Source organism: Umezawaea endophytica (assembly GCF_025061645.1).
GTDB lineage: Bacteria > Actinomycetota > Actinomycetes > Mycobacteriales > Pseudonocardiaceae > Umezawaea > Umezawaea endophytica.
Window position 1 is genome coordinate 85,806 of record NZ_JANYMP010000014.1, and the last position, 20,582, is coordinate 106,387.

A 20,582-nucleotide genomic window follows, 5' to 3' on the forward strand; every position below is an offset into this window, starting at 1 on the left:
CTCATCATGCCGAAACCTTCACCCGGCTACGCCGGAACCGCAGGAACGCCGCCGAGAGCAGGATGATCGCGAGGATGCTGTAGGCCACCATCGCGAACGTGCTGTCGACGAGCGCCACGGGGTCACCCTGGCTGATCGTCAGGGTCCGGCGGAGCTGCTCCTCCGCCATCGGCCCGAGGATCAGGCCGACGACGGCGGGGGCGATCGGGTAGCCGTGCCGCCGCATGAAGAACCCGATCACGCCGATGATCAGCAGCACGATCAGGTCTTCCACCACGAAGTTCACCGCGTAGGTGCCCAGCGCGGCGAACAGCAGGATGCCCGCGTACAGGTACGGCCGCGGGATCTGGAGGACCTTCACCCAGATCTTGATCAGGGGGAGGTTGAGCACCAGTAGCATCACGTTGCCGATGTAGAGGCTCGCGATCAGCGCCCACACCAGGGCCGAGTTGTTCGTGAACAGCAGCGGCCCCGGCTGGATGCCGTAGCTCTGGAACGCCGCCACGATGACCGCCGCGGTCGCCGTGGTCGGCAGACCCAGCGTCAGCAGCGGCACCAGGACACCGGCCGCGGCCGCGTTGTTGGCCGCCTCCGGTCCCGCGACACCCTCGATGGCGCCCTTGCCGAACTCCTCGGGGCGCTTCGCGAGCTTCTTCTCGGCCGCGTAGGACAGGAACGTCGAGACGTCCGCGCCACCGGCCGGGATGGTGCCGATCGGGAACCCGATGGCGGTGCCGCGCAGCCACGGCTTCCACGAGCGGGACCAGAACTCCTTGGTCATCCACTTGCCGCCGAGGGGAACGACCTCGACCGGCCCGTGCCGCAGGCGCGACGCCACGTACAGCGCCTCGCCGACGGCGAACACGCCGACCGCGACGATCACCACGTCGATGCCGTCGGACAGCGTGCCGAGGCCGAGGGTCAGCCTCGGCTGGCCGGTGAGCGTGTCCGTGCCGACCAGTCCGAGGAACAGGCCCAGCGCCAGCGACGCGAGGCCGCGGCTGACCGACGTGCCCAGCAGCGCGGCGACCGTGATGAACGCGACGACCATGAGCGCGAAGTAGTCGGGTGGCCCGAGGGTCACCGCGAGGTCCGCGATGGTCGGCGCGAGCACGGTCAGCAGCACCGTGGCGATCGTGCCCGCGACGAAGGAACCGATGGCGGCCGTGGCCAGCGCGGCCGCGCCGCGCCCGGCTTTCGCCATCTTGTTGCCTTCGAGCGCCGTCACGATCGAGGACGACTCGCCCGGTGTGTTCAGCAGGATCGACGTGGTCGACCCGCCGTACATGCCGCCGTAGTAGATGCCCGCGAAGATGATGATCGCCGCGGTGGGTTCGAGCGTGTACGTCAACGGCAGCAGCAGCGCGACCGTCATCGCCGGGCCGATGCCCGGCAGCACGCCGACGGCGGTGCCCAGCGTGACGCCGAGCAGCGCGTACAGCAGGTACTCCGGCTGCATCGCGGTCGCGAAACCTTCGAGCAGCAGCGTGATGTTATCCATCGAGGAGTGGCACTCCCTCAAAGATCCCGGCGGGCAGGGAGAGCCCCAGTCCGGACGCGAAGACGATCTGGATGACCACGGCGAGCACCACCGCGATCAGCAGCACCTTCCACCACGGTCGGGCGCCCAGCGTCCAGGCGGCGCCCGCGAACAGCAGCGCCGCCGCGACCGGCCAGCCGACCAGGTCGATGAGCACGAGGTGCGCGACCAGGAAGGCCAGGAGCTTCACCACGGTCATCCAGTCGGTCCGCGCGTTCGCGTCCACGTCCTCCGCGTCCTCCAGCTCGCCGAGCTTGCCGCGCACGGTGGCCACGATGGCGGCCAGTCCGGTCACGACGAGCAGGAAGCCGACGGCGTAGGGGAACGCGCGGGGCCCGACCGAGCTGGCCGAGGAGGGCACCCGGATGGTGCCCGCCTCGACCAGCGTGAAGATCCCCAGGGCGACGATCAGCCCACCGAAGACGTACTCCTCGATCTGCCGACCGCGCACCGGGTCCGCGCCCGGTGTCGGAGAGTCGACAGCGGTCACTTCACCAGCCCGATTTCCTTGAGCGTCGTCTGGATGGTGTTGATCTCGGTGGTGAGGAACTTCGAGAAGTCGTGGCCGGTCAGGAAGGTGTCGGTCCAGCCCTTCTTGGTCAGCTCCGCCTTCCACTGCTCGCTGGCGTGCATCTCGGTGACCAGCTTGACGAGGTTGTCCTTCGCGGCGACGGAGATGCCGCCGGGGGCCACCACGCCACGCCAGTTGATCAGCTCGACGGGCATGCCCAGACCCTTGAGGGTCTTGGCCTTGAGGTCGGGGTGCTCGTTCGGGCCGGAGGTCGCCAGCGCGCGGAGCTTGCCGGCCTTGATCTGCTCGGCGTACTCGCCGACGCCGGAGATGCCCGCGTTGACCTTGTTGCCCAGCAGCGCGGCGAGCGACTCGCCACCGCCGGAGAACGGGACGTAGTTGAGCTTCGCGGGCTCGATGCCCTTGGCCTTGAGCATCATGGCCGCGAGGATGTGGTCGGTGCCGCCCGCGGAACCACCCGCGATCGAGACGCCCTGACCGTTCGCGGCGATGTCCGCCAGCAGGTCGTCGATCGTCTGGTACTTGGACTCGGCGGGCACGACGACGACCTCGTCCTCGGCGGTGAGCCGGGCGATCGGGGTCGCGTCCTCCAGGCGCTTGTCCACACCGTTGGTCTCGACGGCGCCGACCATCACCAGACCGGTGATCATCAGGTAGCCCTCGGACTTCTCGTTGGCCAGCTTCTGGAGGCCCACCGTGCCGCCCGCGCCGCCAACGTTGCTGACCTGGACCGACTTGACCAGGTCAGCGCCGGTGATGCTGGCCTGCATGGCCCGCGCGGTCTGGTCCCAGCCGCCGCCGGGGTCGGCGGGGGCCATGATCTCCAGCTTCGCGACCGAACTCGACGAGCTCGCGCCGCCACAGCCCGCGAGCGCGAGACTCACCGCGATCGTCGCGGCCGCCACCGTGCGCGCTCCACGGGTGTGAATTCTCGACATTGTTGTACGCCTTCCGGGTATCCGGGGCTTCAGTTGCCCCGGTGGCGGCTGAGGGTAGGCATTCGAGCGGTGACGAATACACCACTGGAAGTAACGGTCGTAATGGTCGTTCCGGTCGTGAAGCAGCTCACAAGCGGATTAGGCCAGAATGCGCAGCATGCGACGGTCGTTCTCACTCGGTGTCTACCTGCTGGCCTTGCAGGTCGTCATCGTTCTGGTCACGACGTGCACAGCGGGGCTGCTCGCCGCGAAGCTCCAGAGCGATCGGATCCGCGAGGCCTACAAGGATCGGATGCTGTCCACCGCGGAGAGCGTCGCACGGCTGCCCTCCGTGATCGAGGCTTTCGACACGCCGAACCCGGCCGACATCATCCAGCCGCTCGCTGAGGTGCTCCGCAAGGCGTCCGGCGTGACCTACGTCGTGGTGACCGACCGCGACGGCAACCGGTACGCCCACCCGGACCCCACGCGCATCGGCCAGAAGGTGTCGACGGACCCGTCGACACCGCTGTCCGGGCAGGTGTTCGTGGGCACCGAGACGGGCACGCTCGGCACGTCACTGCGGGCGAAGGTGCCGATCAGGGCGGCCGACGGGACGATCATCGGCATCGCGTCGGTCGGCATCCTGGAGACCCAGTTGGCGTCCGACTTCGCCGACGACCTGCCGGAGCTGATCGGCTGGCTCGCGGCGGCGGCACTGATCGGGTCGCTGGGCGCCGCGATGGTGACGAAGACGATCCGCAGGCGGACGTTCCGGCTGGAGCCCGCCGAGATCGGCCAGTTGCTGGAGACCCGCGACGCCATGCTGCACGGCATCCGCGAGGGCGTGGTCGCCGTCGACGACAGCGACCACCTCGTGCTGGTCAACGACGAGGCGATGCGGCTGCTGGACCTGCGCGAGGACCCGACCGGCCTGCCCGCCGCGCAGGTGCTGGAACGCGGTGGCCTGCTGGACCTGGCGCGCGGGGCCGAGGACGTGGCGGACCGGTTGGTCCTCGCCGGTGAACGCGTGCTCGTCGCCAACCGGATGACCGCCAAGTCGCAGGGCCGCCCGGTCGGCGTCGTGCTGACCCTGCGCGACCGCACCGAGCTGTACGACGCGTTGCGCGAGCTGGACGGGCAGCGGACCGTCACGGAGGTGCTGCGCACCCAGGCCCACGAGTTCTCCAACCACCTGCACGTCATCGGCGGCCTGCTGGAACTGGACCGGCCCGCCGACGCCGTGCGCTACATCGAGCGCGTCGGCGGCGCGGGCTCGCTCACGTCCGCGACCGTCGACCGCGCCATGGCCGACCCGGCGCTGGCGGCGCTGCTGCTGGCCAAGGCGGGGACGGCCCACGAGCACGGCGTGTCGTTCCGGTTCTCCCCCGATTCGTCGGTCACGAGGGAGGCGGGTGACGACACCCTGACGGTGTTGGGCAATCTGATCGACAACGCCGTGGACGCGGCGGGGTCGGGCGGCACGGTCCACGTGCTCGTCCGGTCCGACGACGAAGGCGTGCGGATCCTGGTCGAGGACGACGGGCCGGGGATCGACGAAGCAGAACGCGGAAGGATCTTCACGTTGGGCGTCACAACCAAGCAACCCCGTCGGACCCACGGCCGTGGGATCGGCTTGGCCCTCGTGTCACGGGTGGTGTCGCGGCGCTCCGGGAGCGTGGACGTGGGGCGGTCCGCGCTGGGCGGCGCGTCGTTCGACGTGTGGCTGCCCGCGTTGGTGGGGGTGGGCGCGTGAGCACGATCCGGACCCTGGTGGTCGACGACGATTTCGCTGTCGCGGCTGTGCATCGGGCGTTTTTGGATACTTTGCCGGAGTTCACGGTGGTGGGTGAGGCGCATCGGGGGATGGATGCGTTGCGGGCCGTGGAGGAGTTGCATCCGGATTTGGTGTTGTTGGATATTCATCTGCCGGATATTTCTGGGTTGGAGGTTTTGGCTCGGTTGAGGGCTCGGTCCGGGTCTCCGGTGGATGTGATTGCCATTACTGCCGCTCGGGAAGTGGAGACTGTGCGGCAGGCCATGTCTCGAGGGGTGGATCATTATTTGGTGAAGCCGTTTACTCGGGTGGCTTTTTTGGAGCGGATGAACGCTTATCTGGCGCAGCGGGCTGAGGTGTTGCGGGTTGGGCGGGAGTCCGTTCTGGATCAGGAGGCTGTGGATCAGTTGTTGGCTGCTGGGCAGAGGAAGCCTCGGTCTGCGGCTTTGCCGAAGGGGTTGTCGGCTGTGACGCTGCGGTTGGTTACGGAGACGTTGAGGAGTGCTGAGGGGGATATGTCTGCGCAGGAGGTTGGGGATCTGGCGGGGGTATCTCGGGTTAGTGCGCGGCGGTATTTGGAGCATTTGGTGGCTATCGGGAAGGCCGAGGTTCAGCCCCGGTATGGGGTGTCCAATCGGCCCGCGCATGGGTATCGGTTGATGTAGACCTACGGGGGATCTTTTGCACCGCTGACCGGATTGACTCGACTACGTCGGGAACATCCAGACCGACGTCCCGGAGCAGCTGAGCGGCCTCGACAAGGGGAAGGTCGGTGTCCGCGCTCACAACCATGAGATCCCTGAGACAGATCGGCTGGGTGAGATTAATGGAATCCAAAAATGACCGGTCCAGTCGATTCAGCGAACTGGACACCGGCACGCCCGCGACGGAGTACCCGTAGGCGACGAGTCGCGCGGCGGCTTCCTCGGGTCGAATGCGGTGTTTGGCGAACAAACCGGTCAGGTGGCGAACCGGCACCACCTGACCAGAGACCAACCAAGGACTCTCGCCGTCGAGGTCCTGACTCAGCACGATCAAGTCATCTGGACCACCTTCCGGCACGAAGGGCAGATCTGCCGTTTGAAGCCCGTAGTCGCGAATCCGGTCAATCGCCTCCCCCAATGAGATGTCGAGTGACTTGGCACTGGCCAGCAGGTGTCCTATGGGCACCTGCCTACCATGATCACCCCAGTCCTCCACATCAGACCAAGTCCCCTCAACCAGGCTGACGTCACCCGCCACTATGGCGTCGGGCAAACAGTCCGGAACCATCAGACCGAATTCTCGGAACCTTGCGGCAACGTCCCGAAGTGATATCCGTAACGATTCAGCAAGTCGAATCATTCGGCCGGGGTACACCCTGTCCGGGCGAAGCCATAGACCGGCACGACGGTCACCCCACATCAGCAGATCAACATCCGCCGAGCGCAACACAGATGGAAAACACATCGCACTGGTGTCGATCTCCAATTCATCCAACCGACGACACAAGACCTCAAGCGAAATTTCCAGTTGCCGAGAAACGTCCAGCAGGTGCCCGACACGAGGGGCAGCCATCCCTGCCGACCAGTCCAACACACTTCTGTCGCGAACGAGTTCCAGATCCACTGGGTCCGGACAACTGCTGAAAAGCAATGCTGACGAGGTGTCGAAACCCAATCCAGCCATCCACTCGGCGATGTCTAAAATCGGAATTCCAGTCCGTACGTGGGCGTCAAAGAGACGCAGTGCCGCTATCTTGACTCCCCGATCCAGCCACGGCTCTTCTCCGTCCAGATCTACACTGAGAAGGATTCGACCTACCTCATTATCTACCACAATTGACTGCGAAGGAATCGAGTTCATCAATACTAACTCAACACCGCGAGAAAACGCGTCCTCAATACCAATCGAAGCAAGTTGGGCCAACTCGAAATAAGCCCCAGGGCTAATTCCGCCGCCGTCTTCAGATACGAAAATTATATCCGAAGGAATGGCCGGCAAGACAACCGAAGGCAACACGAGGCCAGGAACGGCGTCCACAATCAAATCAAGGCGAGAATTTGGCGCATGAGCCACGAGGCGCCACAGCAAAATATGATCGGAAGACTTCTCCGCCGGCGACATTCCTTGCACATCGCCAAAGAAGTCATCCCTACTGTTGAACCGAATTAATTCCGGATCCGAAGTCAACCAGCCGGTAGCACCGACGTCGACCGGCCTACTACCACCATCGAGCGTCACGCCGCCGTCGATCAGCGCTACCGTGATGAGGTCGGCAAGCCTCAGACTGCTGCGTGCGATTCGGTTGAGCCAATTCAATCCAACCAGGTGCATACCCTCGGCCAGGAGTTGAGCGAGCGCTCCGACCAATAACTCCTCCGCGTCATTGGCGACGTCATCCAGAATGCTCGTTCGATCAACAGACAGCTTGGGAGCCCTATGCCCCACAAGGTTCACTACCGCGCCGATGATGGCCGAAGACGAAGACCCCGGTGTTCTGCCGATCACTCCCCGAATCTTCGATGGCTTCACCACCAGCCCGTCGACCAGCAGTCCTCCACCGAACTCACACCAGAAGACCTGTCCATCCAACGCCGAACACGTACGTCCCCGGTCTGGCACGTTGCTTGTCCGCTCCCGCGTCCCGTCCCTTCCAAGCACACCCGGAAGCCATCGCCAACTCTGTCCCTCGTGCTCCGCCGTAGTTGAGAAGTCGGCGATGACGAGCACGTCGTCCAACCACCGAATGGCCTTTCCCTCAGGGTCAGGCTCCCGCAGGTACAGCCGCACGGTAGTGCCAGGCTCCGGTCGTACATCGGAGGTCTTGATGCGGAACAAGTGCCCTGGACCGGAAATCGTAACCCGGTGCGCGGGCCTGTCCGGCAGTCCGTCACGCCCCATTCGACGAGTGGTCACCTCGATCTCGTCGGCGAGCATGAAGTAGCTCAGCACGCCGATCCCGAAACGACTGTTGAGAAACAGTTTGACCGGTCGGTCGGCGCTCTCCCAGTCGAGCTGTTCCTCCCTGTACTCCGGCAGGTTGGCGAACCTCACCCCGGCCTGGGCGAAGACTCCGGTCAGTTCAGGGGTGTCCATGCCGATTCCGTTGTCCTCGCACTCGATGAAGTGCCGACCCCGTTCCACCCCCTGACGGAACTGGATCTTCCCCACCCAGGTTGACGGCTTCCTGGTGCGCTGCTCGTTGTAGGTCTCTCTCGCTTGCCGGTAGCGACATGCGTCGAGCGCGTTCTGGTACAGCTCCCGGACCGCCATGTGCCGGTCCTGGTAGAGCTGCTCGCCCATCAGCAGGTCGCGCACGCGCTCCTCGTCGAGCTGGAACTTGCTCCACCCGCTGAACAGGGGCTTCCCATCCTCATCCACTTCCGGCTCGACGCCATCGCCGCTCGCCCGCAACGGCATGGCACGCAGCGGTTCCAGGTCAAGGACGTTCGACTTGAGCCGCACGTCGCGCAACAGTGCGTCGAAGCGGGACGCGTGTTCTCGCAGAACCTCGACAACGGCCTCGTGATCGCATCGGGTCGTCAACACCGGGCCGTCATCGCGCCGGGTCCACTCAGCGGTGCGCACACTCGCGAAAGTTCCCTCCACTGTCGCGGGCCTCGGAATGCCCATGTGCCACACCAGAACATCGGACAGATCGGTGACCTCGATGGCGGCGACGTGGGCAAGACCGAGCAGCAGAGCAACCATCGGTCCGCGGAAGGGCAGGTCGACCGGCGGCGGGCGAAAGTCTTGGCGCTCCGAGGTGAGCCTCCGGGGATCAACGCGCAGACCGTAGAGCAGCATTCGAACGCGGTCGGCATGCAAGACCCGGCTCAACTCGGGGTCGTCCACACCTGTGAGCAGTTCGGCGACCGCCTTCACCTTGAGCACTTCCGGCCGCTGGACCAGCCAGCGGTGGAACAGCCACCAACTGATCTCCGTCCGCGCGCTGTCTCGATCCTCCAATTCGAGGTTCGCGCGGACGACCAGCTTGTCCTGGTCGCGGAGGAAGTCCTCGTATTCGGAGCGGCGGTTGTTGGACGAACCGGTAGGGCGCAGATTGGTCGGGTCTACCTCTTTGCTGTACATGTACGCCGCCCGTGACCAGAGGCACTGGTGCAGCAGCGGTGCCAAGGACAGCAGGACCGCCTCCGCCGGGTACAGCCTGTTCTTCTCGCTCGGGTCCCGCGACACCAGCCAGTCGACCTGCTTGCCGAACCGCTCTACCAAGGTGCGGTCCAACCAAGGATCGGACGCGAGACCGCGCTCGACCTCCTCGCAGAAAACCGCCAATCCCTGCGCCACGCCCATCGCGAGTTCGCGCATCCGCTGATGCGAGTACCCCGCCTTGATCTGCTCCCAGACCTTCGAAGCACCCACCTGGCGTGACCAGGGGTGGACATCGGCACGGTCAGCCGTCTCGGACACGGGGAGACCAACGGTGAGGTAGAGGTCCCGGATCTGGACAACGGGCCCCTGAACCTCCCCCTGCACCGAGTTGTACACGTTCCCGCCGCCGTGGTGCGTCAACAGCCCTGCCCTTCGGCCCGGAAGTGATCCTCACCACCGGGCCTCGGCAGGGGAACTCGGCACTAGGCCGAACGGGTACTCAGGACAAGCGGAACCAGCGGGCGCCGTAGGGGGCTAGGGTGAACTTGGTGTTGCCGCTTTTGGGGATTTTTGTTTTGGTGGTTGTTAGTTGGTCTGCTGCTGTGGTGAAGTCCTTTAGTGGCAGGGTGATGGTTAGTTCGGTGTCGCCGAAGTTGTGTACTGCTACTACTGTGCCGTCTGCGTCGCAGCGGTGGGCTAGTACTGCTGGTTCGTCTGTTTTTATTACCTGGAACTTGCCCCAGGCTAGTTCTGGGCAGTCTCGGTAGCGTTCGATCAAGAGTTTGATCCAGGACAGTAGTGAGTCTGGGTCGCGTTGTTGTGCCTCTGCGTTGATGTTTTTGGGGCCGAATTCTCCTGTGACTACCGGGCCGGGTAGGTCTTTGGGTTTTGCGGTGGAGAAGCCGGCGTTTTCGCCTGCTGTCCATTGCATGGGGGTGCGGACTGCTAGGCGTCCTTCTGCTTTGAGGTTTTCGGCCATGCCGATTTCTTCGCCGTAGAAGAGGACTGGCGTTCCCGGTAGGGAGAAGAGGAGGCTGTAGACCATGCGGATTCGGCGTTGGTCGCCCTCTAGCATTGACGGCAGTCTTCTGCGTAGGCCGCGGTCGTAGAGTTGCATGTCCGGGTCTGGGCCGAAGGCTGCGAAGACTTCCTTGCGTTCGTATTCGGTGAGTTTGTCCAGGGTTAGTTCGTCGTGGTTTCGGACGAATGTTGCCCAGTGGGCGTCTCGTGGAGGGTTGGGTCGTTCGGCCAGGACCTTTGCCAGGGCGCCGGAGTCCTTGCGGGCCAGGGAGAGGTACATCTGTTGCATGCCGATGAAGTCGAAGCACATGGTTAGTTCGTCGCCTACGCCCTCGGCGTTGCCGAAGAACTTCATGGTGTCCGTGTAGGGGAGGTTGACTTCTCCCAGCAGTACGCCTTCGCCGTTGCGGCGGTTGAGGAAGGCGCGTAGGTCGCACAGGTAGTCGTGGGGGTCCGGTAGGTTGACGGCGTCGGGCTGGCCGTCTGTTTCCAGGAGGAATGGGACGGCGTCCACGCGGAAGCCGGAGAGGCCCAGTTCCATCCAGAAGCCCATTACCCTGGCGATTTCGTCGCGGACCTCGGGGTTGGCCACGTTGAGGTCCGGTTGGTGGCGGTAGAAGCGGTGCAGGTAGTACTGGCCGGTTGGTTCGTCCAGCTCCCAGAGGCTGGTTTCCTGGTCCGGGAACACGACGCCCTGCGGACCGTCGGCCGGTGGTTCGTCGGCCCAGACGTACCAGTCGCGTTTGGGGTTGTCCTTGCTGGAGCGGGACTCGGTGAACCACGGGTGTTGGTCGGAGGTGTGGTTGACGACCAGGTCGGCGATGACGCGCATGCCGCGGTCTCGGGCTGTGCGGAGGAACTCGACGAAGTCGCCGTGGGTGCCGAGTCGTGGGTCCACGCCGTAGAAGTCGGTGATGTCGTAGCCGTCGTCGCGGTCCGGTGACGGGTAGAACGGCATGAGCCACAGGCAGGTGACACCCAGTTTGTGGAGGTGGTCGATTCGCTGCGTCAGGCCGCGGAAGTCGCCGTGGCCGTCGCCGTTCGAGTCGGCGTAGGTCTCGACATCAAGGCAGTAGACGACGGCGTTCTTCCACCAGACGTCGGAGGTGTTGGTGAGCTTCACGACCGCACCTCCGGGAGGACCTTGGTGCCGAAGGCGTCGATGAACGGGTGCAGGTCCTGGCCGACGTGGTGGAGGTACAGCTCGTCGAAGCCCAGGTTCGCGTAGTCGTGGAGTTGGGCCGCGTGCTTGCCGAGGTCGGAGGAGATGTGGACGACCTCGGCGACCTTCTCCGGGGTGACGTCGGCGGACGCCGTGTCGAAGGCTTCGGCGGTGTCGAGGTCCCAGCAGACGGGTGGGGGGAAGACGTTGCTGCGCCACTGCTCGTGGGCGATCTGCGTCGCCTTGGCCTCGTCCGGGTCCCAGCTCAGGTGGACCTGGAGGTGGAGCTTGCCCCTGCCGCCCGCGTCGCGGTAGGCGTCGACCATCTGCCTGAGGTGTTCCGCGGGGGCGTTGACGGTGATGAGGCCGTCCGCCCACTCCGCGCACCAGCGGGCCGTCTCGACGCTGACGGCGGCGCCGATGAGCTGGGGTGGCTCGTCCGGGCGGGTCCAGACGCGGGCGCGGTCGACCTTGACCAGGCCGTCGTGGCTGACCTCCTCGCCGTCGAGCAGCGCGCGGATGATGTCGACGCACTCGCGCAGGCGCGCGGTGCGGAGGCCCTTGCGGGGCCAGACCTCGCCGGTGATGTGCTCGTTGCTGGCCTCGCCGGTGCCCAGCGCGGCCCAGAAGCGGCCGGGGTACATGGTGGCCAAGGTGCCGATGGACTGGGCGATGATCGCCGGGTGGTAGCGCTGACCTGGGGCGTTGACCACGCCGAACGGGAGGTTCGTCGCTTCCAGTGCGGAGCCGAGCCAGGACCAGGCGAACGTGGACTGGCCCTGGCGTTCGCTCCAGGGCGAGAAGTGGTCGGAGCACATCGCGGCGTCGAAACCGACCTGTTCGGCGTGCTTCACGGCCGACAGGGACTCGGACGGGTGGACCTGTTCGTGGGAGGCGTGCACTCCGTACAACGTCATGCGCCGACGGGTACCCCGGTCGTGTCCGGTTTAGGCCTGAACGCGCTGATGGCGCGCACCGCCGTCGCGGGGTGCGCGCCACCAGGTGTCGTCATGGTGCGACGAAGTTGCCGCTCAGGATGATCAGGACCTGCACCTGGATGCCGGTGCCGTAGTAGTCGGTGCTGTCCAAAGTGGTGGTGGAGATGCGGGCGAAGAGCTTGTCCAGCCACACCTGGCTGCCGGGGTCGCTCATCGCGGCCACGGCGAACGGGGCGGTGAAGCAGGGGTGCTCGCCGGTCTCGGTGGCGGCGCCCGCGAGGGAGTAGCCGCTGCCGATCGCGGCCGGGTCGCCGCCGGTCTTCGACTTGATCCAGGTGGTCATCCTCGCCACCTGGGCCTTGGCCGCGCTGCCGGGCACGGTGACCGCGTCCACGCCGAGCCGCCACGGGTCGCGGCAGGCGTTCCAACTGTACTTGCCGTCGTTCGAGCCCTCCAGGAAGTTCGCCGGGGCGGGCTTCGGGGTGCTGTTGGTGTTGACGACGAAGTCCGGCAGCAGGCCGGTGTTCGGGGCGTACTGCGACTGGAGCTGCGAGACCGCGGTCTCCTGCCGGGTGCGCACCTGGTCCCAGAACACGTCGCCGGTGGCGGCCTTGAACGCGCGGAGGTGGCCGGGCATCCAGTCCGACGAGCGCGAGCTGTTCTTGTACTGCGAGTCGTTACCCCAGTCGCCGAGGAGGGGGAACTTGGTGCTGTTGTTGACTTCCGAGCGCTTGATGGCGTTGATGACGCGGACGGCCTCGGCCTTGTAGTCGTACGTGCCGGTGGTGCTCCCCCACTGCTTGTCGGCGATCAGGAGGCCGTAGGCGATCTCCAGGTCGCCGTCGGTCGCCGAGTCGCTGCCGTTGACGCTCTTGCAGCCGGCGTCCTGCTCGGCCGCGTGGAGGTCCTTGTCGTTGACCGACGGGTGGGCCTTGACGAACTTGAGGATGCCGTCGAAGACCTTCCGCGCGTCCGGGTCCTTCTTGGCCATGAGCGCGGCGATGGTCATGCCGTAGCCCTCGCCCTCGGCGACGAAGGAGTGGTCGGCGTCCTTGGACAGCACGGCGTAGGTCCCGCTGCCGCACTTGGTGGTGAGGAAGTTCGTCTTCCAGAACGTGTAGTACTTGCTCAGCGCCGCGTCCTGGACGGACTGCGCGGCCGACGGCCGGATGGTTCCCGACACGTAGTCCGCGGTGCCCACGGCGGCGCTCGCGCCACCGGTGGTGCCGACGAGGCTTCCGACCAGCGCGACCGACAGGGCCAGCGCACGTACGGCTTCGTTCATTCGTTCCTCCGCAAGGGGAAGCGGCGGCGGCCTGACGGAGCGTGGCAGACGGGAGGAGCGCCGGTCAATAAGTTAGGAAACTTTCCTTCCGATTTAGTCGACGACCAGGACCAGCTTCCCCGCGGTGCGGCCGGTCTCGCCGCGGACGTGAGCACTGGCGGCCTCGGCGAGCGGGAAGGTCGCCTCGACGCGCGGTCGGAGCCTGCCCTGCTCGACGAGTTCGGCGATGGCGCGCATGCCCGCGTGGTCGGCCTCGACGACCAGCCCTTCCAGCCGAACGCCCAGGTCGGCGGCCTTCGCCACGGCCGAGGCGAGGTCGTTGCCCGCCACGAGCGTGATCAGCACGCCACCTTGGCGCAAGACGCCGAGCGACCGGGTGCGCACGTCGTCGGCGAGGGGGTCCAGGACCACGTCGACGTCGTCGACCACGTCCGCGAAGTCCGTGGTCCGGTGGTCGATCAGCTCGTCAGCGCCGAGTTCGCGCAACCACTCGTGCCTGCCCGCGGACGCCGTGCCGATGACGTGCGCGCCGCGCGCCTTGGCGATCTGCACGGCCAGGTGGCCGACCCCGCCCGCGGCGGCGTGGATCAGCACCCGCTGCCCCGGCAGGACGTTCGCGGTGTCGACCAGCGCCTGGTGGGCGGTGAGCGCGGCGAGGGGCAGAGCGCCCGCCTGGAGGTGGTCGACGGTCGCGGGTTTGCGGGTGAAGGACCGGGCGGTGGCCTTGGCGTACTCGGCGTAGGCGCCCGCGCCGTGCGAGTAGGGCAGCATGCCGAACACCTCGTCGCCCGGCTTGAACAGGGTGACCCCGAAGCCGACCTCGACGACGACACCGGAGACGTCCCAGCCGAGGACCGGGACCGGCCCTGCCATCCACGGCAGGCCCGCGCGGTGCTTCCAGTCGGTCGGGTTCACCCCCGCCGCGTGGACGCGGACGACGATCTCGCTCACGCCCGCCACCGGTCGCGGCCGTTCGACGAGCCGGAGGACTTCGGGGCCACCCAGGACGTCCTGGCTGACGGCGTTCATGGTGGGGCTCTGGTCGGTCATGGTCCCAGCCTGTCGAGGGCCGTTGATCACGACAATGGCACGATGGTCACCTTACGATGAGATCGTGCCACCAGTCCGCGATCCCCGGAGCCCCTCATGACCCGCCCGCACCGCGTCGCCGTCCTCGCCCTGGACGGGGTGTACCCGTTCGAGCTCGGCATCCCGAGCCGCGTCCTGGGCGCGACCGAAGGGCTGTACGAGGTGCTGACCTGCACCGTCGACGGTCTGCCGGTGACCACGGCCGCGGACTTCACCATCGCCGTCGAGCACGGCCCCGAGGTGCTGCGGACCGCGGACACCGTGGTGATCGCGCCCTTCAGCCCTCCCCCGTGCGCGGCCGAGATCATCACCCCCGCGCTGCCGGGCCCGATCGCGGCGGCGCTCGGGCTGATCCGGCCCGGCACCCGGCTCGTGTCCATCTGCACCGGCGCTTTCGTGCTCGCCGCCGCAGGCCTGCTGGACGGCCGCTCCGCCACCACGCACTGGCAGGCGTCCGACCTGTTCCGGAGCCACTTCCCCGAGGTCCACCTGGACCCGGACGTGCTGTTCGTCGATGACGGCGACATCCTCACCTCGGCGGGCGCCGCCTCCGGCATCGACGTCTTCCTGCACATCCTGCGCAAGGACCACGGCAGCGCGGTCGCCAACCGGGCGGCGCGCCGGTGCGTCGTGCCGCCGTCGAGGGAGGGTGGCCAGGCGCAGTACATCGAGGCGCCGGTCCCGAGGACGCCGGACGACGGCACGTCGGCGACCCGTCAGTGGGCACTCGCGCACCTGCACGAGCCACTCGTCCTGGCCGATCTGGCCGAGCACGCGCGGATGAGCCCGCGCACGTTCGCCCGCCGCTTCGCCGACGAGGTCGGGCTGAGCCCTGGCCGGTGGATCATCCAGCAGCGCCTCGCCCGCGCCCGCGAACTGCTGGAGTCGAGCGATCTTCCGGTCGACGAGGTCGCGGGCCAGGTCGGCTTCGCCACCGGCACGTCGCTGCGGCAGCACCTCCACGCGGCGATCGGGGTGTCGCCGCTGGCCTATCGGAGGACCTTCCGGGCGACGGCGGCCTCCGACTAGGCCAGTTCCGGCCTGCCGGACGGGCGCGGTTCCGGGTCGACCTGGACGTCGACCACGACACCCTCGACGACGGCACCGTCCACGACGACGCTGCCCGCGGTCTGCGGTCGGCCGTACTGGTGGTTGAGCACGGCCGTGGCGGCGCGTTCCTCGGAGCGGCGGGCGATGCGGCGGCTCACGAGGCGGCGGGTCGGCGGGAACAGCAGGAAGAGCGCGGCGACGTCGCTGACGAAGCCCGGCAGGATGACCAGCGCGCCCGCGGCGGCGATCAGCACGCCGTCGGCGACCTCCTGGTGCGGCGCACGCCGGGTGCGCAGCGCCTCGGAGAACGACGCCATCGTCCGGGCGCCCTCACGGCGCAGCAGCATCGAGCCGATGACGCCGCCCAGGATCAGCAGCCCGACCGTGGCGAGCAGCCCCACGGCATTGCCGACCGCGATGAGCGTGCCGATCTCGACGGCCATGCCGACCAACAGCAACAGGAAGACGCGCATGCCCCCTCAACGCACAAGTCGGTCAAAACGCTCCCGCGAGCGCCGATCAGGACGGCACGAGACGGACGTCACCACGGACTTTTCACGCGTGTTACCCGGTCAACACGCCCTCGTTCGGGAATATTTACGTCGAACTAGCGGTGTGCCAGGATATCTTTACGCGAACCAACCCGTAGGGAGCACGTATGACTGCGCTTCACGAGGTCGCGCCCGCGTCCGAGGGCATCGACCACCAGCCGTACACCTACGTGCGCAAGGAGCTGGTCGAGCCGGACTGGCGGCGCTTCCCCGGCTGGAGCCACGTCACCGACGCGCAGTGGCGGGACGCGCAGTGGCAGCGGGTCAACTGCGTGAAGAACGCGAAGCAGCTCCGCAAGGTCATGGGCGACCTGCTCAGCGAGCACTTCTACGACGAGCTGGCGGCCGACCAGGCCGAGCTGGCCACGATGTCGATGCTGCTGCCGCCCCAGATGCTCAACACCATGGCGCCGGACGCGGCCCCGGCGGACTTCACCGAGGCGTTCTTCGCCGACCCGGTCCGCCGCTACATGATGCCGGTCCGCTCCGACCGCGACCCCGAGTGGCCGAGCCACCCGCACTCCGAGCGCGACTCGCTGCACGAGGCCGAGATGTGGGTGGTCGAGGGCCTGACCCACCGCTACCCCACGAAGGTGCTCGCGGAGCTCGTCTCCACCTGCCCCCAGTACTGCGGCCACTGCACCCGGATGGACCTGGTCGGCAACAGCACGCCCACGGTCCAGAAGCACAAGCTGCTGCTCAAGCCGGTCGACCGCCAGGACCAGATGGTCGACTACCTCAAGCGCACGCCCGGCGTCCGCGACGTGGTCGTCTCCGGCGGCGACGTCGCCAACGTCCCGTGGGCCCAGCTCGAGTCGTTCCTCATGCGCGTGCTGGACATCGACACCGTCCGCGACATCCGGCTCGCCACCAAGGCACTCGCGGGCCTCCCCCAGCACTGGCTCCAGCCCAGGGTCGTCGAGGGCCTGGAGCGCGTCGCCCGCACCGCGTCCCGCCGGGGCGTCAACCTGGCGATCCACACCCACGTCAACCACGCCCAGTCCGTCACGCCGCTGGTCGCCGAGGCCGCCAGGACCGCGCTGGAGGTCGGCGTCCGCGACGTCCGCAACCAGGGCGTGCTGATGAAGGGCGTCAACGCCACCCCGAACGACCTGCTGGACCTGTGCTTCGCGCTCCAGGGCGAGGCGAACATCCTGCCGTACTACTTCTACATGTGCGACATGATCCCGAACGCCGAGCACTGGCGCGTGGCCGTCTGGGAAGCGCAGGCGTTGCAGCACGCGATCATGGGCTACCTGCCGGGCTACGCGACGCCGCGCATCGTGTGCGACGTGCCGTACGTGGGCAAGCGCTGGGTGCACCAGCTCGCGGAGTACGACCGCGAACTCGGCGTCTCGTACTGGACGAAGAACTACCGGACCGGCATCGAACTCGCCGACCCCGAGGCACTGGACCGCAGGTACCCGTACTACGACCCGATCTCGACGCTGGGCGAGACCGGCCAGGCCTGGTGGTCCGCGAAGGCCTGACGCCGGGTGGGCCACCACCACGACCCTTTACCGCCCCCGCCGCGTAGCGGCACACTGAGTCGCGTCCATCCGGAGAGGGCTGCGGGGGAACAATGGCGACGCGATCACGTTCCACCGGTGGGGTTCGTGGCCGTCGGGCGCGATTACCGGCGCTCGTCGTGGTCGCCCTCGCCTCGCTCACGGGTTGTGTGAGCGTCGAGTTCGGCGTGGGGGTGGAGACCAGTGGGCCGAGGGCGGTGAAGCCGTCGTCTGCTGGGCGGACGGCGGCGCTCGCGATTCCGGTGGACACGGCGGCGCCCGACAGCGCGGGTGGGTTGGGTCGGAACCGGGCCACCGAAGGCATGATCCCGGATCTGCTGGAGCAGGTGCGCGGGCAACTGCCCGGCACCATCGTCGTGCCGGGCAGCACGACCTTCGCCGTCTACCACCTGCCCGACGTCTCCGCGCCCAACGGTGACGTCCTGCTCGTGCGCGGGTCGACGACCGACGCGACCCAGATGCTGGAGGTGGCGCGGGCCAGGCCGCGCCAGCAGGGCGCGCCCACGGAGGTCGACCTCGGCAACGGCGTCCGCGGGGTGTGCACGCAGTCGCCGAACTCGGGCGGCTTCCTGGTGCCCGCGTGCGCCTGGGTCACCGTGGACGCGTTCGGCCAGATCGCGCCGCTCGTGCCGCTCGCCTCGCCCGAACCGCCGCTGAGCACCGCGGAACTGGCGGACGTCATGCGCGGGATGCTGGCCGACCTGCCGTAGCGGGCCGTCCGACCAGGAATCCTTTCACCCATTGAAAACGTGCCTTCCCCGCGGCGGGCGAACTGCTCCAAGGTCCTGGGCACCCACCGGTTCCGGTGGGCGCAGCCCGGCGGGTCGCCACCACGACGGCCGGGCGCGCAGCCATTGGCAGGACAGGAGACCGCGCTGTGATGACCGCCTTCGTGCGCGACCAGTGGTACGTGGCCGCCTACGGGCAGGAGATCGGACGTGAGCTGTTCGCGAGGACCGTCCTCGGCGAACCCCTGGTGTTCTACCGCGCCGAGACCGGCGAGGTCGTCGCGCTGGCCGACCGGTGCGTGCACCGGCGCTACCCGCTCTCGGAGAGCAGGCTCGACGGCGACACGATCGTCTGCGGCTACCACGGTTTCACCTACGACAAGGTCGGCACGTGCGTGTCCGTGCCCGGCCAGGCCCGGATCCCGCGCACCGCACGGGTTCCGGCGTACCCGGTGGTGGAGCGGGACTCGTTCGTCTGGGTGTGGATCGGCGCCGCCGACCTGGCCGACGAGTCGCTGATCCCGCGGGCGCCCTGGCTCGACGACCCCGCGTACACGACGGTGTGCGGGATGGAGCCGCTGGCCGCCCGCTACCTGCTGCTGGTGGACAACCTGCTCGACCTGTCGCACGAGACCTACCTGCACGGCGGCTACATCGGCACCCCCGAGGTCGCGGCCACGCCGATCACCACCGAGGTGGACGAGGACAACGGGATCGTCTACGTCAGCAGGCACATGGACGACGCCGCGTGCCCGCCGTTCTACGCGAAGTCCACCGGCATCGAGGGCCGGATCACCCGCTGGCAGGACATCGAGTACCGGCCGCCGTGCCTTTACCTGCTGCACAGCAGGATCGCGCCGGTGGGGGTGCTGCCCGAGGAGGACGGGTCCGACCCGAACGCCTTCCACGTCGAGGTCGTCTACGCCATCACGCCGGAGACCGAGCACAGCACGCACGACTTCTGGGCCGTGGCAAGGGATTTCGCGCTCGACGACCAGGGCGTGTCGGACTTCCTGGCGGAGAGCAACCGGACGGTGGTGCTCCAGGACGTCACCGCGCTGGACATCCTGGAGAAGGTGATCGAGTCGGAGCCCGACGGCTACCAGGAGCTGTCGGTCAACATCGACACCGGCGGTCTGGCGGCCCGGCGGATCCTCCAGCGGATGGCCGCCGCCGAGCCCGCGCGGGCGGCGCGGGTATGACCGGCAGGGTCGCGATGCTGCGCGGTGGGGCCGTCCACCGCGTCCACTGGCGGCTGGGCACCGACCTGCTGGTCGCCGTGTGCCACTGCGGCGCCGAACGCGACTTCGACGACCCGGTCGCGCTCTGGGACTGGCTGCTCGCCCATCCGACGGGACACGGGTCCACGCCGGCCGCGCCGCGGCCGATGGCGGTGAGCGCTCGATGACGGCTCGGCGCGTCGAGCCGGAACTCGACCTGCTGTTGGCGCACAAGGAGGAGGTGGCCGCCGGGGTCGTCGTGATGAGCCTGCGCCACCGCGACGGCGACGACGTGCCCGCGTGGGAACCGGGCGCGCACGTCGACCTGGTGCTGCGCCCGGACCTGGTGCGGCAGTACTCGCTGTGCGGCGACCCGGCGGACCGGTCGGAACTGCGGTTGGCCGTGCTGCACGAGCCGAACGGCCGCGGCGGCTCCGGCCACGTGCACGACCGGCTCCGGGCGGGCGACGAGGTGCGCGTGCGCGGGCCGCGCAACCACTTCGCCCTGGTGGAGGCGAAGCGCTACCTGTTCGTCGCGGGCGGCATCGGCATCACGCCGATCCTGCCGATGGTGGCGGCCGCCGACGCGCTCGGCGCGGACTGGCGGCTGCTGTACGGCGGGCGGACGCGGGCCTCGATGGCGTTCCTGGACCACCTGACCCGCGAGTACGGGGAGCGGGTGGACGTCCGGCCGCAGGACGAGACCGGGCTGCTGGACCTCGATCCCCTGCTGGCCGAACCGGATCCGGACACCGCCGTGTACTGCTGCGGCCCGGAGTCGCTGCTCGCCGCCGTCGAGCAGCGCTGCGCTCACTGGCCGTCCGGTGCGCTGCACGTCGAGAGGTTCGCCCCCAAACCGGAGTCCGGCGACGTCGGTCCCTTCGAGGTCGAGCTGGCGCGGTCGGGCAGGACCCTGCTCGTCCCGCCGGACCGGCCGATCCTCGACGTCGTCGAGGACGCCGGGGTGGGGGTGCTCTGGTCGTGCCGCGAGGGGACCTGCGGCACCTGTGAGACGGTCGTCCTGGACGGTGTCCCGGACCACCGCGATTCGCTGCTCACCGAAGCCGAGAGGGAGGCGGGCGACACGATGATGATCTGCGTTTCACGCGCGCGCGGCACGCGGCTCGTCCTCGACCTGTGACCGGCGGA

Annotated in this window: 17 protein-coding genes; 8 read left to right on the forward strand and 9 right to left on the reverse strand. The window is 67.7% G+C overall.

Features of this window, described 5'->3' with window-relative positions:
* Window positions 1-4 precede the first annotated feature (4 nt).
* From NZH93_RS27170 to NZH93_RS27180, 3 genes are read right to left on the reverse strand one after another with little or no spacing between them, the layout of a single operon-like run.
* Window positions 5-1,501, reverse strand: coding sequence for a tripartite tricarboxylate transporter permease (locus NZH93_RS27170; protein WP_259626047.1), 1,497 nt, complete (start codon window positions 1,499-1,501; stop codon window positions 5-7).
* Complete coding sequence (locus tag NZH93_RS27175; protein ID WP_259626048.1) at window positions 1,494-2,030, reverse strand: tripartite tricarboxylate transporter TctB family protein; 537 nt, start codon at window positions 2,028-2,030, stop codon at window positions 1,494-1,496. The genes NZH93_RS27170 and NZH93_RS27175 overlap by 8 nt, the downstream gene beginning before the upstream one ends.
* Entirely contained in the window at window positions 2,027-2,977 is a 951-nt protein-coding gene (locus NZH93_RS27180) for a Bug family tripartite tricarboxylate transporter substrate binding protein (RefSeq protein ID WP_259626049.1), read from the reverse strand. The genes NZH93_RS27175 and NZH93_RS27180 overlap by 4 nt, the downstream gene beginning before the upstream one ends.
* A gap of 190 nt (window positions 2,978-3,167) precedes the next feature.
* Here NZH93_RS27180 and NZH93_RS27185 point away from each other — a divergent pair, with 190 nt between their 5' ends.
* Window positions 3,168-4,745, forward strand: a complete 1,578-nt coding sequence (locus NZH93_RS27185) for an ATP-binding protein (protein WP_259626050.1) — start codon at window positions 3,168-3,170, stop codon at window positions 4,743-4,745.
* Window positions 4,742-5,431: a response regulator gene (locus tag NZH93_RS27190; RefSeq protein ID WP_372506856.1), complete on the forward strand. Its 690-nt coding sequence runs from the start codon at window positions 4,742-4,744 to the stop codon at window positions 5,429-5,431. Before NZH93_RS27185 ends, NZH93_RS27190 begins: the two co-directional genes overlap by 4 nt.
* On the opposite strand, the gene NZH93_RS27195 is transcribed toward NZH93_RS27190, so the two are convergent.
* The 5 genes from NZH93_RS27195 to NZH93_RS27215 form a co-directional block, all read right to left on the reverse strand.
* Window positions 5,358-9,257 carry a wHTH domain-containing protein gene (locus NZH93_RS27195; protein ID WP_259626051.1) on the reverse strand — a complete coding sequence of 1,300 codons (3,900 nt, stop codon included), beginning with the start codon at window positions 9,255-9,257 and terminating at the stop codon, window positions 5,358-5,360. The two genes, NZH93_RS27190 and NZH93_RS27195, sit on opposite strands and share 74 nt — an antisense overlap.
* A gap of 103 nt (window positions 9,258-9,360) precedes the next feature.
* Window positions 9,361-11,004 carry an alpha-amylase family protein gene (locus NZH93_RS27200; protein WP_259626052.1) on the reverse strand — a complete coding sequence of 548 codons (1,644 nt, stop codon included), beginning with the start codon at window positions 11,002-11,004 and terminating at the stop codon, window positions 9,361-9,363.
* Window positions 11,001-11,960, reverse strand: a complete 960-nt coding sequence (locus NZH93_RS27205; RefSeq protein ID WP_259626053.1) for a TIGR03885 family FMN-dependent LLM class oxidoreductase — start codon at window positions 11,958-11,960, stop codon at window positions 11,001-11,003. The genes NZH93_RS27200 and NZH93_RS27205 overlap by 4 nt, the downstream gene beginning before the upstream one ends.
* A 91-nt stretch (window positions 11,961-12,051) precedes the next feature.
* Window positions 12,052-13,266, reverse strand: coding sequence for a family 8 glycosyl hydrolase (locus tag NZH93_RS27210; RefSeq protein WP_259626054.1), 1,215 nt, complete (start codon window positions 13,264-13,266; stop codon window positions 12,052-12,054).
* Window positions 13,267-13,359: 93 nt separating this feature from the next.
* Window positions 13,360-14,295, reverse strand: coding sequence for an NADP-dependent oxidoreductase (locus NZH93_RS27215; protein ID WP_259626199.1), 936 nt, complete (start codon window positions 14,293-14,295; stop codon window positions 13,360-13,362).
* Between the two features lie 117 nt (window positions 14,296-14,412).
* Here NZH93_RS27215 and NZH93_RS27220 point away from each other — a divergent pair, with 117 nt between their 5' ends.
* Window positions 14,413-15,384, forward strand: coding sequence for a GlxA family transcriptional regulator (locus NZH93_RS27220; RefSeq protein ID WP_259626055.1), 972 nt, complete (start codon window positions 14,413-14,415; stop codon window positions 15,382-15,384).
* On the opposite strand, the gene NZH93_RS27225 is transcribed toward NZH93_RS27220, so the two are convergent.
* Window positions 15,381-15,878, reverse strand: a complete 498-nt coding sequence (locus NZH93_RS27225; RefSeq protein WP_259626056.1) for an FxsA family protein — start codon at window positions 15,876-15,878, stop codon at window positions 15,381-15,383. The two genes, NZH93_RS27220 and NZH93_RS27225, sit on opposite strands and share 4 nt — an antisense overlap.
* A gap of 185 nt (window positions 15,879-16,063) precedes the next feature.
* Between NZH93_RS27225 and NZH93_RS27230 the strand changes: the two genes are divergently transcribed.
* The 5 genes from NZH93_RS27230 to NZH93_RS27250 all read left to right on the forward strand — a co-directional run bounded on the left by NZH93_RS27230 (window position 16,064) and on the right by NZH93_RS27250 (window position 20,574).
* Window positions 16,064-17,446 (forward strand): KamA family radical SAM protein, encoded by a 1,383-nt coding sequence (locus tag NZH93_RS27230; protein WP_259626057.1) that lies wholly within the window; start codon window positions 16,064-16,066, stop codon window positions 17,444-17,446.
* Between the two features lie 188 nt (window positions 17,447-17,634).
* Window positions 17,635-18,195 (forward strand): hypothetical protein, encoded by a 561-nt coding sequence (locus NZH93_RS27235; RefSeq protein WP_259626058.1) that lies wholly within the window; start codon window positions 17,635-17,637, stop codon window positions 18,193-18,195.
* Between the two features lie 170 nt (window positions 18,196-18,365).
* Entirely contained in the window at window positions 18,366-19,415 is a 1,050-nt protein-coding gene (locus NZH93_RS27240; RefSeq protein ID WP_259626059.1) for a Rieske 2Fe-2S domain-containing protein, read from the forward strand.
* Entirely contained in the window at window positions 19,412-19,621 is a 210-nt protein-coding gene (locus tag NZH93_RS27245; protein ID WP_259626060.1) for a hypothetical protein, read from the forward strand. The genes NZH93_RS27240 and NZH93_RS27245 overlap by 4 nt, the downstream gene beginning before the upstream one ends.
* Window positions 19,618-20,574, forward strand: a complete 957-nt coding sequence (locus NZH93_RS27250; RefSeq protein WP_259626061.1) for a PDR/VanB family oxidoreductase — start codon at window positions 19,618-19,620, stop codon at window positions 20,572-20,574. Before NZH93_RS27245 ends, NZH93_RS27250 begins: the two co-directional genes overlap by 4 nt.
* Window positions 20,575-20,582 lie beyond the last annotated feature (8 nt).

Coding starts and splice junctions, on each gene's coding strand:
- NZH93_RS27240 (WP_259626059.1), top strand. CDS start 18,366: ATGACCGCCTTCGTGCGCGACCAGTGGTACGTGGCCGCCTACGGGCAG.
- NZH93_RS27250 (WP_259626061.1), top strand. CDS start 19,618: ATGACGGCTCGGCGCGTCGAGCCGGAACTCGACCTGCTGTTGGCGCAC.
- NZH93_RS27185 (WP_259626050.1), top strand. CDS start 3,168: ATGCGACGGTCGTTCTCACTCGGTGTCTACCTGCTGGCCTTGCAGGTC.
- NZH93_RS27170 (WP_259626047.1), bottom strand. CDS start 1,501: ATGGATAACATCACGCTGCTGCTCGAAGGTTTCGCGACCGCGATGCAG.
- NZH93_RS27205 (WP_259626053.1), bottom strand. CDS start 11,960: ATGACGTTGTACGGAGTGCACGCCTCCCACGAACAGGTCCACCCGTCC.
- NZH93_RS27245 (WP_259626060.1), top strand. CDS start 19,412: ATGACCGGCAGGGTCGCGATGCTGCGCGGTGGGGCCGTCCACCGCGTC.
- NZH93_RS27210 (WP_259626054.1), bottom strand. CDS start 13,266: ATGAACGAAGCCGTACGTGCGCTGGCCCTGTCGGTCGCGCTGGTCGGA.
- NZH93_RS27220 (WP_259626055.1), top strand. CDS start 14,413: ATGACCCGCCCGCACCGCGTCGCCGTCCTCGCCCTGGACGGGGTGTAC.
- NZH93_RS27225 (WP_259626056.1), bottom strand. CDS start 15,878: ATGCGCGTCTTCCTGTTGCTGTTGGTCGGCATGGCCGTCGAGATCGGC.
- NZH93_RS27215 (WP_259626199.1), bottom strand. CDS start 14,295: ATGAACGCCGTCAGCCAGGACGTCCTGGGTGGCCCCGAAGTCCTCCGG.
- NZH93_RS27230 (WP_259626057.1), top strand. CDS start 16,064: ATGACTGCGCTTCACGAGGTCGCGCCCGCGTCCGAGGGCATCGACCAC.